The organism is Paraburkholderia sp. A1RI_3L, assembly GCF_048957895.1.
GTDB lineage: Bacteria > Pseudomonadota > Gammaproteobacteria > Burkholderiales > Burkholderiaceae > Paraburkholderia > Paraburkholderia kururiensis.
This window is the reverse complement of record NZ_JARCHA010000001.1, coordinates 1038419-1054281: the sequence shown is the minus strand read 5'-3', so window position 1 is coordinate 1054281 and position 15863 is coordinate 1038419. Positions and strand designations below refer to the sequence as shown.

The window sequence follows — 15863 nt, the reverse complement described above, 5'->3', positions numbered from 1 at the left end:
CCGCAAACAGCATGCTGCGGCAACACCGGCATCGCCAATCCTAGCCACGCGGCTCCACGCACGGGTTATCCAAAATCTGACTTGCCTCCTGTAGCCGGCCCCTCAATGCCCGCAATAGCGGTGCCTTTTGCTCACGCCCACAACGCAACAGCTCCTGCTTCGCTTGCCATATCTTGCGATGCCGTTCGTTTGGAAGTCGCAGCTCTGGACCAACTACAACGGCGCCTGTGACGACCTTGACGGAAGTCGCGGCATAGGTCTTCGATTTCTTCTGCTTGGTCTTATAGCCGTGCCTGCTAATCAGCTTCCGAACCTCGCCCAACAACTTCTTCGTGGCGGCCGTCCCCGAAATGGTCACATCGTCCACATAAGCCGTCATCCGGCATCGCTCACTCTTTGCCAGTTCAGCGATATCGTCGAACATATGCCTTGCCGCAAAGAAAGCGACCCGGCCACTCAACGCACTTCCGGTCGGAAGATGCTCCTGACGATAGCAACAAATATCGGCTAGACAATGAGCAATGTCCTCTGCGCATAGAAAGTCTACGACGAACATCCGGTAGACCATCTGCCGCGTGGTGCTCGGATAGAACTTATGGATATCAGTCTTGACGAGAGGCGTCGACCCGACATGCTCCCTAGCGTTATCGGCGTAGGAGCGCCCTTTCTGCGAATACAGATAGTCGGGCAGTTCGATCCGGGAAAGCAGCTTACCAATGCGACCATGAACATGAGCCAGCCACCCCAGCGGCTGCTGGATCTCCCGCCCCTTGTCGTTCTCCCAGACTCGGTAGTTATCGGGGGCAAGCAGCTTGTTGACTGCGCTCCACTCAACACCCAGTACCTTCTCGAACTGCCCTTTCCCCCTCAAACGATAGAGCGGGGACTGATGGAGCGGATATCGCTCAGGCGTGTTTTTCGATTTCATCGCGCTCTTCCAACCATTCAAGGAGACGCAGAATCTTGTCCGCAGCGGCAATACGCAGCTTACTGCCACGCGTCCGTTCCTCTTCCATGGTTTCGGAGAAGAGCAAAATGGACGACGTCGGCATCTTGAACACTTCCGAATACTTGCCAAGCAAGTCCAAGCCAGGTGCTTTATCACCCTTCTCGATCTCACTTAGGTACGAGTTCGAAATGCCAAGACGCTTCGCCAGCTCGACCTGCGTGAGCTGATGGTACGTCCTCAGTAGTTTCAACGCTCGGCACAACATGGTTCATTCCCAGTTTGAAATAAAGGGGTGCCGAATCGCCTCAGGACTTGTCGAAAATCTTCACGACCAGATCGATCAATTGCAGGATAGCGACAGCCACCTTGATCGTCTCCGGACGCGTCAACCACGACTTGACCCGGCTCCTCGGCCCCCGCCGTTTGGGAGGCTTTCGAACATGATGCATGGTTGTTCTCCTTGGCTACACCACCGGTCTGAGCGAAATGCACAGACCATGGCTGTCGTCCGTAACCAAGCAGAGCAAACGGCAGGTTTTCCCCTCTATTCCCAATGCATGCCCGGTGTCGTCCCGGGCATGCTCGCATCGGCAGCATCGTCATGGTCCGTCCAGATACTCGGCTCCACGGCGCACGGCCTAGCGAAAGACAGGACCTTGCGGCCCCACAGGGTGCTTAAACACCCCACAGACACGACAGTTGTCTCTGTTAGCCTCACCACCAATATAGTCAATCGAGTTCGCCATTTCAAGAAATATTTCGCTGTCAGCGAAATATGTTCGCGCGCTGATTGCACGGCTCACCGATCTGTCACATTGCCACGGATGTGAGCAGCCATAGCAGTGATGAACTCCTCTCCCCAGCGATCAACCGTTCTTTCTTAGACTCCTCGAAATGGCCCGGCTCGTACCCCTCCAACAGCGAAGTCGCGTCCGCCTGACGAAACCGCTCCCGCAGCTCACGCTGGCGCTCGATCGAATTCAGCTTTTCCGCCATATCACCCTCACTTCGTCGGATCACCAACGCTCGCTGAAATCGATTTTCACCGCGAGGCCGCCGACGCCAGGCTTCGGCCTGCCGCCGCCCGTTCCCCCGCTTCCGGTTCCCTGATAGCCTGTGTCGCCAGGCTCATCCCCATTCGCCCCATGACTGCCATAACGCAAGACTTTCTGAAATGGGCCAAGGCCAACCAGTCCAAAGCGCTGGTGGCGAACGCCCTTCTGGAACCTCGATATCCGCACGACGGAATCGGCGCGGCTTTTGTCATCCGTGCCTGCGTCTACTTTGAGCAAGCCGCCGATCCGGCCGTCCGCGAAGCGCTCGCCCAGACGTTCGACGAGTTCGCCGCGTCGATGGGCGACGAAAAGCTGACTTACATGTGGAGCAACGGCAAACCCGCGCAGCCCATGTCAAAGGCGAAATCGTTGCGCGCGGCCGCAGCCGGGCTTGGCCCCGAAGATCGGTTTGACTTCGATTTCATGAGCGGCGAGCGCCCAACCGACGCGAGCCTGTGGGAATTCCATGTCGGCGGCCAGCGCCGATGGCAAGAGAAGCTCGGCAACCGCGGCTTCAACGCCTTGTGGTTCTCGTGGCCCGTTTTCGCTGTCCAGGAGCGCCCCGACGCGTTCGCGAAGCTGTTCTTCGACGCGGTCGAGCGCCTCAAGGCGCCATGGGGCCATGCCGGCGTCGCGGTCAATCTCTCGCCGACCGGACGCGAAGAAAACGAAGCCACCGAGTATTGGGCTAGCCAGACAATGCCCGGCCAAGATGTTGGCTTTCCCGCCGACCTGTCTGTCCGCATGCTCAAAGAACAACTGAAAACGATCGATTGGCTTACAGCGATCAGCAAGCCGATGCTCGAAGCGGCGGGCGGCCTAGGCGGGCTGCGCGCTCATCTGCCGCCAAATTGGTTCGCGATCGGCGACTACGGCCAAGGCGTTGTCATCCGGGCCGGCGTCCTGCCCGAAAGCGGTATATCGGACGAAGAGGGCAAGCCGCCTTTCAATCCGCCCGCCTACGTGATTCTCGACGCAGCATTGCGGTCGATCCGTGTGAGCGAAATGGACAGCTTGCAACGCGGCACTGTGAACGGCGACGCGCCGGTCTACAACACCAAGGCGTCGACCGTCGCCTGGCTCCGCCGCTTCGAGACCGACGAAAACGGCTTGTTCGCCGCGAAGGCCGCCTTGCTCGACACCCCGCCCCTCACACCCGCCAACGCGCTTCCGAACCCACTTTGACACACGCCCCGCGCGCTCACCGACAAAAAACGCCACGGGTTGGAGGCCGCGCGCCTTCGCCCGCCATCGAGCACTGCTTTTGATGCACCGGAAATCCGCCTTCTTCCGTCAAGGCTTCGGACGGAAGTTTTGCCTTGACAGGCAGCGAGTGCGTCAGTGAAGGCCAAACCCCACCGCCTCTAAACCGCCTTCACGCGCGGACCCAACCGCTGAACCAGCACGTCGCCTTCAGCGCCCACCACCTCGCACGCCCCTCCCGCTTCACCATTTGCCACGGGCGCAGCCATCACGCAATTGCGGCCATAGTCCTTCGCCGCATAGAGCGCGGCATCGGCGCGCGCCATCGCATCCGCAAAGGTATCGCCGTCGCCGAACTCGGCAACGCCTGCGCTGAACGTGCACTTCGCGCGACCGTCCTGCTGTGGCATCAGCACGGCAATCGATGCCCTCAACTGGTCGGCAAGCTTCGCTGCTTCCGCCTTGCTGGCGTCAGCGAAGAGCACGCCGAATTCCTCGCCGCCCAGTCGCCCGAAGAGATCGGTACGGCGAATGCCCTTCGAGATCGCTGCGGCAAAACACGCCAGGGTTCTGTCGCCGGCCGCGTGGCCGTAGCGGTCGTTGATCGTCTTGAAGTTGTCGATATCGAGGATCGCAATGGAAAGCCGCTTGCCCGACGCGCGCGTTGCGTCCAGCAACGTCTTGCCCCGGGCCAGGAACGCGCGGCGTACAAGCGTGCCGGTGAGTTCGTCGATGGTGGCCATACGCTCCATGCGCTCGGCCATTCTGTCGTGCGCGAGCATCACCATGCCGATCGAGAGGCACGGCAGCGTGAGGATGCCCATGCCGAGAAACGCGGTATTGAGCGGCGTGGCTTCAAGGAATGTGGTCTGGTGCGCGAAGCCGAAGCCATAGGCAAGACCCCGTCCGACGTGAATTACCGCACCTGCCAGGGCAGAGACCGCCACGAAGAGATAGCTGTACCTCGGCCGGCCGGGCGGGCGGAACCGGTAGGCCATCCAGCCCACCGCGATGCGCACGTAGCCCAGAAACGCAGAGAGCAACGACACGCGGGCGTCGAGATCGACCGCGGCAAACGTCCAGTAGACGAAGCCCGACACCACTGCGCCCGCGAGCAGATACTCAGGGAAAAACGATGGTCGAAGAAAGAAGAACTGACGGAAGCCCTGCACGACGAGCAGCGCCGCAAAAACGAGCATCACACCAACAGTGGCCGTGACGATGGCGGGCGGTGCATCGCGCTGCACGAGCAGCAGCGAGAGCGCGACGGCGAGCACCACATACGCGGCGCACCAGCGGCCAAGCCCCGGAATGCGTGCCTGCAGCAGTGAGCCCAGCACCGCCACGCTCATCACGCAGGACATAATCGCAATGCCGATAAATGCGACAGGGCTGAACATGGCTCTATGCGAGTGGGGCGCCGGGAAAAAGCAGAAGAAAGGCGTCCGCGAGGCAACCGCAGTCCATTGACTGCCCTCCCCGTGGAACCTTCGTATGGTATCGCAACCTTTACCGAGATCTGCCGCGATTTCGCCCAAGCGCGCGGTAACAACAACCGGCTCGAATACCTGACTTCGCAACGCACCTCATACGGTGTACTCAGTGTTCGGCTGCGTCGCACGACGACCGAACCTTGCACACCATGCTCGCGCTCAAGCACCGTTTGCACCGCGCACCCATACCTCTCAACAAGCGCGCCGGCTTCCTGTATCCTTTGCGACCTTTTCGCCGCCGGTCCAGGCCCGGCTCCAGGAAAAGCCAGGCAAAACACCAGGCTCCGCGCGGCGCGTGCGTCTCACCGGCGACGATATTGCCATGTCACAATTCCGTCACCCATGTGCAAGAGTCCGACTGCACAATGTGGCGCACACAACGAAAAATGCATGTTACGGGGTAGTGCTGTGACCGAAAAATACAAGGTGCTGTTTCTCTGCAAGGAGAATTCGGCACGCAGCATCATGGCGGAAGCCTTGTTGCGGGAACTGGCGGGCGATCGTTTCGCACCGTTCAGCGCCGGAGCCGATCCGGCAGCGAGGGTGCACCCCCTGGCGCTTGCCCAGCTACGCCCCGGCATATCGGAACTGGGCCGGCTTAATCCGAAGAGCTGGCACGAGTTCACGGGACAGTGGGCGCCTCGCATGGACATCGTCATCGCGCTGGACGGCCGCGTCGCCGAATACCATGCGCCTGTCTTTCCCGGTGAGCCCGAGTTCTGCGAATGGAGTTTCCCGGACCCGCTCGCCGATGGCATGTCAGAAGCCGAACGCTCGCGTGCGTTCGAACGGGTCTTCTGGCAGATCCTGCGCCGCGTGAGCGTGTTCATCTCGTTGCCGCAGTACTGCGATGGTTCGTCGGCACGCGGAACGTCGGCAGCTGCGGCAGCGCAATTGCTCGATGCAAGCGACGACATCGCCCCGCCCTCGCTGGACCGTCATACCGGCTCGCACCAGCCGGCTTGTGCGTAGGTCTCTTTTCTATCGATCACGCCAGCTTCGCGACATTTGGCGCGGCTGGCGCGACGACTACGCTAGTGTGCCGCGCACGCAGCGCGACTGAACCAGCGTCGTCGCCTCACGCTGCCCGCCGCTTCCTCCCCTTGCCCACCGGCCGCGTCAGTTCCACGGCGAGAAAATCCACGAATGCCCGCACGCGCGCCGACAGTTGATGATGCGGCGCGTAGACCGCATAGATGTCGGCGCCCGGCGTACGGTACTCGGGTAGCACCTGCACGAGCGTCCCGTCACGCAGGTACGGCGCGATGTCCCACTCCGCGCGCATCAGGATGCCGTGGCCGTCGAGCGCCCACTTCACCGCGATCTCGCCGTCGTTCGTCGTGAGATTGCCGCGCACCCTCACCGTCTCTGTTTTCTGAGCGGCACCGCGGCCGCTCGTGAGTCGCCACACGCCATAGCCGTCCCCGCCCTGACGAATGCCGATGCAGTTGTGCTGCGCGAGTTCGCGCGGACTCTTCGGCGCCGCGTGCCGCCGTAGATACGCCGGCGACGCGCACAACAGCCGCCGGTTCGGCGCCACGCGTCGCGCCATCACGCGCGCGTCGGGCGGCTCGCCGAAACGGACGCAGACGTCGAACGCGTCGTCGCTGAGCGGTGGCGGGTCGACGGAAAGCTGCAACTGCGCCTCCACCTCGGGATAGCGCTCGACGAATCGCGAGATCGCGGGCGCCACGTGACTGCGGCCGAAGCCAAGCGTCGCGTTCACGCGCAAGAGGCCCTTCGGCACCGCGCGCGAGCCGCCCAGCAGCTCGGCAAGTTCGTCCATCTCGCTGAGAATCTGGCGCGCCCGGGCGAGATACAGCTCGCCTTCGGGTGTGAGGCTCATACGGCGCGTGGTGCGATTCACGAGCGCGACGCCTGCGCGCGCTTCCATCTGCGCGAGATGTTTGCTCACCGCTGCCGTGGAAAGACCGAGTTCGCGCGCGGCGGCGGTGAGGCTGCCGCTGCCGGCGAGCGTCGAGAAGAAACCGAAATCGTCGGGCTGGATGGTGGCCATGAAGCGAAGTGGACGGCGTGAAGAACGGTGGCGAAGAGCACCGATCCTTAACCTGAGGTTAAAAGCGGTTTCAGTCTAGCATCGTTCCCAGCGGGGCTTTCTGCGCGACGATAGCCGCCACTTCTACAGCGTTGATGGAGACACACGGACATGAAAACCTGGCGCATTGCCACCATTCCCGGCGACGGCATCGGCAAGGAGGTGGTCCCGGCGGGCCAGCGCGTGCTCGAAGCCCTCGCGCAGCGTTCCGACGCGTTCGCATTCGAGTTCGAGAACTTCGACTGGGGCGGCGACTACTATCGCGAACACGGCGTCATGATGCCGGCCGACGGGCTCGACGCGCTGCGCAACAAGGACGCCATTCTGTTCGGTTCAGCCGGCGACCCGCACATTGCCGACCACATCACGCTGTGGGGCTTGCGCCTCAAGATCTGCCAGGGCTTCGACCAGTACGCGAACGTGCGCCCCACACGCATCCTGCCCGGCATCGACGCGCCGCTGAAACGCTGCACGCCTGCCGACCTCGACTGGGTGATCGTGCGGGAAAACTCGGAAGGCGAGTATTCGGGCGTGGGCGGCCGCGCACACCAGGGGCACCCCATCGAGGTGGCAACCGACGTCTCGATGATGACGCGCGCGGGCGTCGAACGGATTCTGCGTTTCGCGTTTCGTCTCGCGCAATCGCGTCCGCGCAAGCATCTCACGGTGATCACGAAGAGCAACGCGCAGCGCCACGCCATGGTGATGTGGGACGAGATCGCGGTGCAGATCTCGAAGGAATTTCCCGACGTCAGTTGGGACAAGGAACTCGTGGATGCCGCCACCGCGCGCATGGTGAACCGCCCCGCGTCGCTCGACACCATCGTCGCGACCAACCTGCATGCGGACATCCTGAGCGACCTGGCTGCCGCGCTGGCCGGCAGCCTCGGCATCGCGCCCACGGCGAACCTCGATCCCGAACGCCGCTACCCGTCGATGTTCGAGCCCATTCATGGCTCAGCATTCGACATCATGGGCAAGGGGCTCGCCAATCCGATCGGCACGTTCTGGTCGGCGGTCATGCTGCTCGAACACCTCGGCGAAACCGCTGCGGCCCGCGTGCTGATGTCGGCCATCGAGCACGTCACCGCCAGCCCCGCGCTCCATACGCGCGACCTGGGCGGCAACGCGACCACGGCACAGGTGACGGACGCCGTCTGTGCGTACATCGCGCAACACGCAGGGCTTATCCAGCAGGCTGCCTGAGCGTATTGCCGCTTGTTGCTCTGACCTCACGAGTCAAGGGCAACACTCAGCAACACCAACCATACGAAGAGCTGCCGTCGTGCGCGATGCTGCGCACGGCAGGCGGCCTCCACCGGAGACAACCATGACTTCCGACCTGCCCGCCCGCGTCGTGCGCAAGCTGACGTGGCGCATCCTGCCGTTCGTGATGCTCCTTTACTTCGTAAGCTTTCTGGACCGCGTGAACGTGGGCTTTGCCGCAATCTCGATGAACAAGGCCATCGGGCTCACGCCGGCCATGTTCGGTCTGGGCGGCGGCATCTTCTTTCTGGGCTATTTCCTCTTCGAGGTGCCGTCGAACCTCATCCTCAACAAGGTCGGCGCGCGGGTGTGGATCGCGCGCGTGATGGTCACATGGGGGCTCGTATCCGCGGCGTCGGCGTTCGTGAGCGGGCCGCACTCGTTCTATGCGCTGCGTTTTCTGCTCGGTGTGGCAGAAGCCGGTTTCTTCCCCGGCATCATTCTTTATCTGAGCCAGTGGTTTCCCGCTCGCCAGCGCGCGCTGGCCGCCGCCGCGTTCATGGCCGCGGCGCCGCTCTCCACGGCGATCGGCTCGCCCGTTTCCGGCGCGTTGATGGAGTTGCCGCCCATGCTTGGCCTCAGCAACTGGCAATGGCTCTTTCTGATCGAAGCGCTGCCTGCCATCGTGCTCGGCTTCGTGGTGCTGCGCGCGCTCACGGATTCGCCGGAAAAGGCCAAGTGGCTTGCGCCCGAGGAGAAGGCCTGGCTCGTCGCCACGCTGCGTGACGAGCACCGCGAACGCGAGTCGCAGGCGGGCCACACCGAAGGCGCGCTGCGGGCGCTGCGCGATCCGCGCGTGCTGGTCATGGCGCTGATCTACTTCGGCACGTCCGCGGGGCTTTATACGCTTGGGTTGTGGGCGCCGCTCATCATCCGCCAGTTCGGCTTCAGCGCGTTCGGCACGGGCATGCTCAACGCGATACCCAGCGTGCTCGCGGTGGTGGGCATGATCGCGTGGGCACGCCATTCGGACCGGGCACGTGAACGCACGTGGCACGTTGCCATCCCATGCGTGGCCGCCGCCGCGGGGCTCGCATTCTGCGGCGTCGCGCAGACGGCGGCCCAGGTCGTGCTGGCGCTTGTCGTCGTGAACGTGGGCATCAGCGCTGCGAAAGCGCCGCTGTGGGCCATGCCGGCCTCGTTCCTCTCGGGAGCGGGCGCGGCGGCAGGCATCGCGATGATCAATTCGATCGGCAACCTGGGCGGCTTCGTCGGGCCGTTCGCCATCGGCTGGCTCAAGTCCGTGACGGGCGGCTACGCCGCGGGCCTCTATGTCGTCGCGGCGAGTCTTGGCCTGTCGGCCGTGCTCACGCTTGCGATTGCACGCAGCGGTTTGCGCAGACATCCGCAAGCTGTGCAGTAGGCGCAGCCTCGTGGCTTACTCCTCCATGCGGGCACGCGTGGTGGAGAGCAACGCCGTCATGGTTTCTCGCGCGCGCACCGTGTCGCGGGCCTGAATGGCTTCGAGCACAGCGGTGTGGTCGGGCAACGCGGCGTTGAACACGTCGGCGCGCTTGGCGTTCACACGCAACTGGGCCTCCAGCGTGCGCTCGATCAACGCGCCCAGCGGAATGAGCAGCTCGTTGCAGCACGCGTCCAGCACGCTCAGATGGAATTGCAGGTCCGCACGCACCCATTCGTCCTCGTTGCGGGCGGCCGCCATCGCGGCGTGCGCGTCGGCAATCGCGGCGAGCTTGGCTTCGTCGTGCGCGGCGGCGGCGAGCGCGGCGGCGTAAGGCTCGATCATTTCGCGCATCTCCTGCAGCTTCATCGCGAACTTGAGCGGCGGCGCCACGCGCGCGTACCAGTTGAGCAGGTCGGCATCGAGCAGATTCCACGCGTCGCGCGGACGCACCCGCGTGCCCACCCGCGGCCGCGACTCCACCAATCCCTTCGACGTCAGCGTGCGCAGCGCCTCGCGCAACACCGTGCGGCTCACGCCAAAGGTCTCCATGAGTTCCGCCTCACGCGGAAGGACCGATCCCGGCGCATAGTCGCCGCGCAGAATGGCCGTGGCAAGTTCGTATGCCACGCGGCCGTGCAGATCGTTCTGAATGGCTGTTCTCCGTTGTGCTTGTACTTGTACGGCCGGCTCGCAGCGCCGGTCCTGGCTGGGCCACCGTTTGCCGGCGGCCGGTCTTGCACCCGCAGCCGGGTGAAAACGACCGCGATTATCGGACATCCGCGGCTCGTGGAGCATGCGCGCCCGCAAGACGCAGCCCGGCCCAGTATCGCGCGATCTAATAATACTATTAATAGTACTGTTTTAAGTTTTGCGCTAGGATATCGCCACTCGACGCGGCGCCGCTGCCTTCCTCACGCCAACGGCCGCCGCGCAGTCACGGCATTCGCAAGGAGACATCGCCATGAAGATCACCCGCCTCGAAACGTTCATCGTCCCGCCGCGCTGGCTCTTCCTCAAGATCGAAACGGACGAAGGCATCGTCGGCTGGGGCGAGCCCGTTGTCGAAGGGCGCGCCCATACCGTGGAAGCGGCCGTCCACGAACTCGCGGACTATCTCGTCGGCAAAGACCCGCTGCTGATCGAAGACCACTGGCAGGTCATGTACCGCGCCGGCTTCTACCGGGGCGGTCCGATTTCGATGAGCGCGATTGCGGGCATCGACCAGGCGCTGTGGGACATCAAAGGCAAGCACCACGGCGTGCCCGTGCATGCGCTGCTGGGCGGCCAGGTGCGCGACCGTATCAAGGTCTATTCGTGGATTGGCGGCGACCGTCCGCACGACGTCGCGAACAACGCGCGCGCCGTGGTGGAGCGCGGCTTCAAGGCGGTGAAGATGAACGGCTCCGAAGAGCTGCAGATCATCGACACCTTCGAGAAGGTGGAAGGCGTGATCGCCAACGTGGCGGCCGTGCGCGAAGCCGTGGGCCCGCATGTGGGTATCGGCGTCGACTTCCATGGCCGCGTGCACAAGCCCATGGCCAAAGTGCTCGCGAAAGAGCTGGACCCGTATCGTCTGCTCTTCATCGAAGAGCCGGTACTCTCCGAGAACGTGGAAGCGTTGCGCGACATCGTCAACCAGACCAACACGCCCATTGCGCTCGGCGAGCGGCTCTACTCGCGCTGGGACTTCAAGCACATTCTGGCGGGCGGCTACGTCGACATCATTCAGCCCGACGCGTCGCACGCGGGCGGCATCACCGAGTGCCGCAAGATCGCGTCGATGGCGGAAGCCTACGACGTCGCGCTCGCGCTGCATTGCCCGCTCGGCCCCATCGCGCTCGCCACGTGCCTGCAGATCGACGCGGTGAGCTACAACGCGTTCATCCAGGAGCAGAGCCTCGGCATTCACTACAACCAGGGCAACGACCTGCTCGACTACATCCGCAACCCCGAAGTGTTCCGCTACGAAGACGGCTTCGTTTCGATTCCGCAGGGCCCGGGCCTCGGCATCGACGTGAACGAGGAGAAGGTCCGCGAGATGGCGAAGGTGGGCCACCGCTGGCGCAATCCCGTGTGGCGCCATTCCGACGGCAGCGTCGCCGAGTGGTGACGCTGCGCGGGCGAGCGCGATTGCGGGGCTCGCCCGTTACGTGACATCGCGCGGGACACGTTTCGGTTACGTAACGTATCCCGCGTTTTTTCAGGCCTGTGTTCGCCGGCTCACACACGCGTGTTGGCCGGAGGGCTCACCGGCTTTGCTTGTCCCATAAGGCTTTGCGACTGCGCCCGTGACGCGCGGCGCACCTCTGGCCCACTCCTTGCTGACCTGCGTGCAAACGACAGCAAAAACAGGGAGTACACATGGGCGAGTTCCTTCCGGACTATCTGATCCGCGAACAGGCGGCAGTCGGCGCGCTGTTCGCGTTCGGCGTGCTGCGCGTGATCGGCGCGGCCGTCGCGTTCGAGCGCGGCTGGCAGATCGGTCTGGTCGGCAAGTGCTTCGTCGCGGCGGCGGTGCTGTACTGCCTGCCGCAACTGTTCGATCTGCTCACGCAGATGTACGGGTCGCGCGTGGCGCTCGCGGAACTCGAAGGCAAGGCGGCAGGCTGCGCCGTGGCGCTTTTCTGCGCGCCGATTCTCGGTCATCGGCTCGGCTTCGAATGAGGGCCTCGCATCGCAACCGGCGCGCCGCCGGGGCTACGCGGTCGCCGTGTATCGAGCGGACCGCGCCTGCCGTGGCTGCGAAACCCACTGCTGCGGCGGCGCAGTCGGCGTATCGTGCCGGCGATGTCGTCGCGCTCAAGTCGGCCGGACGCACGATGACCGTCATGTGGGCCGGGCCCGTGCTCTTCGACGCGGGCCGTTGGGCGATCTGCCAGTGGTTCGACGACGCGGGCGAGCTGTGCCAGGAGATGTTTCCCGAGGCCATGCTCGTGGCCGCGCATTGGTCGCTCGCCTCCTGATCTGCGCACACGCGCTGAGGCTTTTCTCTCTCAACCCATCGCCATTGCGCCGGGCATGCTGTGCGCGAGCGCGGCCGCTGCGATGAACGCGCCCGTGATGGCCAGCGCTTCGAGATACAGCACGTTGGCGAACGTATGGGCGTCCATGGTCGATGCCGTGCGGCGCAGGCGCGGCAGCGCCTGGAAGCGGTTGAGGCCGCCCAGCACCACGGCCAGCGCAACGAGCGTGAGCTTGAAGATGAGCAGATGACCCCACGTGCTGCCCGTGAGCGGCGCAAGCGATCCGCCCGTCCCGCGCACCGCACGGAACACGCCCGTCGCGATCACGAACAGCACGGCAACGAACGACGTGGACGACAACTGGCCGGCGATGCGAATCAACACGCCGCGCGCCGTCGACGCGCCGAGCGCGGGCAACACCGCGAATCCGGCCGACATTACGAGGCCGCCCCAGACGCCGGTCGTGAGCACATGGAGCGTCTGGATACCGAGCGCGGCCGACGCAAGGCCGTCATCGGCGGCATGGCCAGACGCGGCCCGGCCTGCCGCCACCGCGATCACGGCAAGCCACAACAGCGCGTCGCGCAAACGGCCCGCATGCGGCACAAGCGTCGTCACGAGCAGCACGAGGGACGCCGCGAACGCGAACGCCCACGCGTGACCCACGTGCGTCTGCGCGAGCAGCGTCGGCACGGCGGCCAGGGCATCCGTCAACGTCGCGCCGGTCACGGCTGCGGCTTCGTACAGCAGCCATCCCAGTTGCGCGAGAAGCAGCGCGACGGCGGCCGCCACCGCGGAGCGTTGCGCACGCATCGAGGCAACATGCGCAGGCGCCGCCACGGCCCGGCCGTCTTTATCGAGCCACGCGCCGAGCAGGGCCGAACCCACGGCAAAGGCGAATGCCACGTCGACAAGGGCAGCCATCGTGACCTGCCCGAACCAGAGCCAGTCCATCGTCATTGGTCACGCTCCGCCATTGCAAAACGCTGACGGGAGAAAAGCGTGGCACGCAACGTCGTGCGCGGCGGCAGGAGGGAGTCGAATGGCGTCATGAGGTAATGGGCTGGAGCGGGAAACAACGGCAAGGTGAGCAAAACGACCGCGGACAAGACTGCGGCCCAAGATGGTAGCGATGAACGGCGCCGTTGTGGCAGGCACGACTGCTGCGGCTATCGCGTCACGCAAGCGGCACCGGATGCCGAACATGCAGACCGCTCAAACCGGCTTGCGGTGGGCGCTGCGTCAAACTGTCGCATAGCCGCACCCTCTGGAACTCTGTTGCCTGTGGCAAATAGTCACCTTCACCCATCGATGATAGAATGCTGCGTCGCCGCAGCGCCGCCGTCTTTCATCTGGCGCGCGCAGCCTTCATTCCGAGCCAATCGAAGCTCGGTCAGGTTCCCGCCCTTGATGGAGTTACGCGTGTCTTCAAGACGCATTTTCCGCCCGCTCGTCGCCCTTCTGCTGGCCGGCACGGCAGGCGTCTACAGTGCTGCGAATGCGCAGACGACCCAGCCCAAAGCCCCCGATACGATGGAAGCTCGCGTGCAAGGCTGCACGGCGTGCCACGGCTCGCATGGCCAGGGTACCGACAACGACTACTTCCCGCGCCTCGCGGGCAAGCCGGCCCAGTATCTGTACAACCAGCTGCAGAACTTCCGCGAAGGCCGCCGGAAGTATCCGCCCATGAATTACCTCGTCACGTATCTCTCGGACGACTACCTCCACGAGATCGCGACGTACTTCTCCCAGCAGCGTCCGCCGTACCCGACGCCGGCAAAGCCGACGGTGCCCGCCTCGACGCTCGAACGCGGCCGCCAGATCGTGCTGAACGGCGACGCCGGCAAGCAGATTCCGGCCTGCGCGGCTTGCCACGGCAAGGCGCTGACCGGCATGGAGCCCGCCATTCCGGGTCTCGTCGGCCTGCACTCCGACTACATCAGCGCGCAGTTGGGCGCATGGCGCTCGGGCTCGCGTCATGCCGTGGCGCCGGACTGCATGCACACCATTGCAACGCGCCTTTCGGATGAAGACGTGAACGCCGTGGCCGCGTGGCTCTCCACGCAGCCGGCTCCGCAAAACCCCGTTCCGGCTCCGGCCCGCTCGATGAAGACGCCGCTCGCGTGCGGCAGCGAACCGCAATAAGGCGCCGGGAGAGACAACCAAATGAAACGCAAGTCCCTGTTCGCACTCTCCGCTGTGGTCGCCGTGGCGGCCGCGGCACTCGTCCCGGTGCTGTGGTCCGGCGGCGACAATCTGCACAACGGCGTCGCCGTTGCCGCCACGCCCGCCGACCAGGCCGAGCTCATCAAGAAGGGCGAGTACCTGGCCCGCGCGGGCGACTGTATCGCCTGCCACACGGTGCGCGGCGGCAAGCAGTTCGCAGGCGGCCTGCCGATGGCCACGCCGTTCGGCACGCTCTACACGCCCAACATCACGCCCGACGACCAGTACGGTATCGGCAAGTGGAGTTCTGACGACTTCTACCGCGCCATGCACACGGGCCGCTCGAAGGACGGCAGCCTGCTCTATCCGGCGTTCCCGTTCACGAGCTACACGAAGGTTTCGCGCGCGGATTCGGACGCCATCTACGCTTACCTGCGTTCGGTGCCGCCGGTTTCCGTGCCGAGCCGTCCGCATGAGCTCAAGTTCCCGTTCAACAACCGTAACCTGCTGATCGGCTGGCGCACGCTCTTCTTCCGCGAAGGCGAATACAAGCCGGACCCGACCCGCTCGGTGGAATGGAACCGCGGCGCGTATCTGGTTGAAGGCCTCGGCCACTGCGGCATGTGCCACACCTCCATCAACATGATGGGCGGTCCGGTGAACTCGGCGGCCTTCGCAGGCGGCCTGATTCCGCTGCAGAACTGGTATGCGCCTTCGCTCACGTCGAGTGAAGGCGGCCTCGGCGCCTGGGACATCAAGGACGTCGCCGATCTGCTGAAGACGGGCGTGTCGCAGCGCGGCGCCGTGTTCGGTCCGATGGCCGAAGTCGTGCACAACAGCTTGCAGTACCTCTCGGACGACGACATTCACGCCATGTCCACGTACCTGAAGACGATCCCGCAGAAGAGCGAAGCACCCGAACCGCTCCAGCTGGAAACGTCGCAAGCGTACGGCAGCGAACTGTTGGAGCAAGGCAAGAAGATCTACAACGACCAGTGTGCGAAGTGCCACGCGGAGAACGGTCTTGGCAAACCGCCTGCGTTCCCGCCGCTCGCGAACAACCAGTCGATCCAGATGCAGTCGGCGGTCAACCCGATCCGCATGGTGCTCAACGGCGGCTATCCGCCGAGCACCTCGGTCAATCCGAAGCCGTATGGGATGCCGCCCTTCGCGCAGGCGCTGTCGAATCAGGAAGTGGCCGCGGTGGTCACCTACATCCGCATGTCCTGGGGTAACAAGGGCGCGCCGGTGTCGCCGCAGCAGGTAGCCGATCTGCGTTCGGCGCCGCTCGACTGAGCGACGCGCTG

17 protein-coding genes are annotated in these 15863 nt (G+C 64.3%); 9 read left to right on the top strand and 8 right to left on the bottom strand.

Annotated elements, in window-relative coordinates:
• Positions 1-40: 40 nt before the first annotated feature.
• The 4 genes from PXJ20_RS04935 to PXJ20_RS04920 all read right to left on the bottom strand — a co-directional run bounded on the left by PXJ20_RS04935 (position 41) and on the right by PXJ20_RS04920 (position 1945).
• Positions 41-928, bottom strand: a complete 888-nt coding sequence (locus PXJ20_RS04935; RefSeq protein ID WP_421030295.1) for a reverse transcriptase family protein — start codon at positions 926-928, stop codon at positions 41-43.
• A complete protein-coding gene (locus tag PXJ20_RS04930) occupies positions 906-1214 on the bottom strand; it encodes a helix-turn-helix domain-containing protein (RefSeq protein WP_017772760.1) in 309 nt (102 codons plus the stop codon). Before PXJ20_RS04930 ends, PXJ20_RS04935 begins: the two co-directional genes overlap by 23 nt.
• Positions 1215-1254: 40 nt before the next feature.
• The gene (locus PXJ20_RS04925) at positions 1255-1398 is read right to left on the bottom strand and encodes a hypothetical protein (RefSeq protein ID WP_017772759.1); all 144 of its coding nucleotides are present in this window, start codon (positions 1396-1398) and stop codon (positions 1255-1257) included.
• A gap of 361 nt (positions 1399-1759) precedes the next feature.
• Positions 1760-1945, bottom strand: coding sequence for a hypothetical protein (locus tag PXJ20_RS04920; protein ID WP_421030294.1), 186 nt, complete (start codon positions 1943-1945; stop codon positions 1760-1762).
• A 149-nt stretch (positions 1946-2094) separates the two neighbouring features.
• Here PXJ20_RS04920 and PXJ20_RS04915 point away from each other — a divergent pair, with 149 nt between their 5' ends.
• The gene (locus PXJ20_RS04915; RefSeq protein WP_421030293.1) at positions 2095-3189 is read left to right on the top strand and encodes a type VI immunity family protein; all 1095 of its coding nucleotides are present in this window, start codon (positions 2095-2097) and stop codon (positions 3187-3189) included.
• 179 nt (positions 3190-3368) lie between these two features.
• Here the strand turns inward: PXJ20_RS04915 and PXJ20_RS04910 are convergent, their stop codons facing one another.
• On the bottom strand, positions 3369-4607 hold the full coding sequence (locus PXJ20_RS04910; protein WP_421030292.1) for a GGDEF domain-containing protein: 1239 nt from the start codon (positions 4605-4607) through the stop codon (positions 3369-3371).
• A 501-nt stretch (positions 4608-5108) separates the two neighbouring features.
• Between PXJ20_RS04910 and PXJ20_RS04905 the strand changes: the two genes are divergently transcribed.
• On the top strand, positions 5109-5672 hold the full coding sequence (locus PXJ20_RS04905) for an arsenate reductase ArsC (protein ID WP_421030291.1): 564 nt from the start codon (positions 5109-5111) through the stop codon (positions 5670-5672).
• A 106-nt stretch (positions 5673-5778) separates the two neighbouring features.
• On the opposite strand, the gene PXJ20_RS04900 is transcribed toward PXJ20_RS04905, so the two are convergent.
• Positions 5779-6717, bottom strand: coding sequence for a LysR family transcriptional regulator (locus tag PXJ20_RS04900; protein WP_421030290.1), 939 nt, complete (start codon positions 6715-6717; stop codon positions 5779-5781).
• A gap of 150 nt (positions 6718-6867) precedes the next feature.
• On the opposite strand from PXJ20_RS04900, the gene PXJ20_RS04895 reads away from it, so the two are divergent.
• Positions 6868-7962, top strand: a complete 1095-nt coding sequence (locus tag PXJ20_RS04895) for a tartrate dehydrogenase (RefSeq protein ID WP_017772753.1) — start codon at positions 6868-6870, stop codon at positions 7960-7962.
• A gap of 124 nt (positions 7963-8086) precedes the next feature.
• Entirely contained in the window at positions 8087-9385 is a 1299-nt protein-coding gene (locus tag PXJ20_RS04890) for an MFS transporter (RefSeq protein ID WP_421030289.1), read from the top strand.
• Positions 9386-9400: 15 nt separating this feature from the next.
• Here PXJ20_RS04890 and PXJ20_RS04885 read toward each other — a convergent pair whose 3' ends face one another.
• Complete coding sequence (locus PXJ20_RS04885; protein ID WP_277598033.1) at positions 9401-10078, bottom strand: FadR/GntR family transcriptional regulator; 678 nt, start codon at positions 10076-10078, stop codon at positions 9401-9403.
• A gap of 310 nt (positions 10079-10388) precedes the next feature.
• Between PXJ20_RS04885 and dgoD the strand changes: the two genes are divergently transcribed.
• From dgoD to PXJ20_RS04870, 3 genes are all read left to right on the top strand, one after another.
• Positions 10389-11537, top strand: a complete 1149-nt coding sequence (dgoD, locus tag PXJ20_RS04880) for a galactonate dehydratase (RefSeq protein WP_017772750.1) — start codon at positions 10389-10391, stop codon at positions 11535-11537.
• Between the two features lie 251 nt (positions 11538-11788).
• Positions 11789-12091 carry a hypothetical protein gene (locus tag PXJ20_RS04875; protein WP_017772749.1) on the top strand — a complete coding sequence of 101 codons (303 nt, stop codon included), beginning with the start codon at positions 11789-11791 and terminating at the stop codon, positions 12089-12091.
• Between the two features lie 71 nt (positions 12092-12162).
• A complete protein-coding gene (locus tag PXJ20_RS04870; RefSeq protein ID WP_413213056.1) occupies positions 12163-12390 on the top strand; it encodes a YodC family protein in 228 nt (75 codons plus the stop codon).
• A gap of 30 nt (positions 12391-12420) precedes the next feature.
• On the opposite strand, the gene PXJ20_RS04865 is transcribed toward PXJ20_RS04870, so the two are convergent.
• Positions 12421-13350: a CopD family protein gene (locus tag PXJ20_RS04865; RefSeq protein ID WP_421030288.1), complete on the bottom strand. Its 930-nt coding sequence runs from the start codon at positions 13348-13350 to the stop codon at positions 12421-12423.
• A 450-nt stretch (positions 13351-13800) separates the two neighbouring features.
• Here PXJ20_RS04865 and PXJ20_RS04860 point away from each other — a divergent pair, with 450 nt between their 5' ends.
• Positions 13801-14535 (top strand): c-type cytochrome, encoded by a 735-nt coding sequence (locus tag PXJ20_RS04860; RefSeq protein WP_042299509.1) that lies wholly within the window; start codon positions 13801-13803, stop codon positions 14533-14535.
• A gap of 21 nt (positions 14536-14556) precedes the next feature.
• Complete coding sequence (locus tag PXJ20_RS04855) at positions 14557-15852, top strand: c-type cytochrome (protein WP_017772745.1); 1296 nt, start codon at positions 14557-14559, stop codon at positions 15850-15852.
• The last annotated feature ends 11 nt before the right edge of the window (positions 15853-15863 follow it).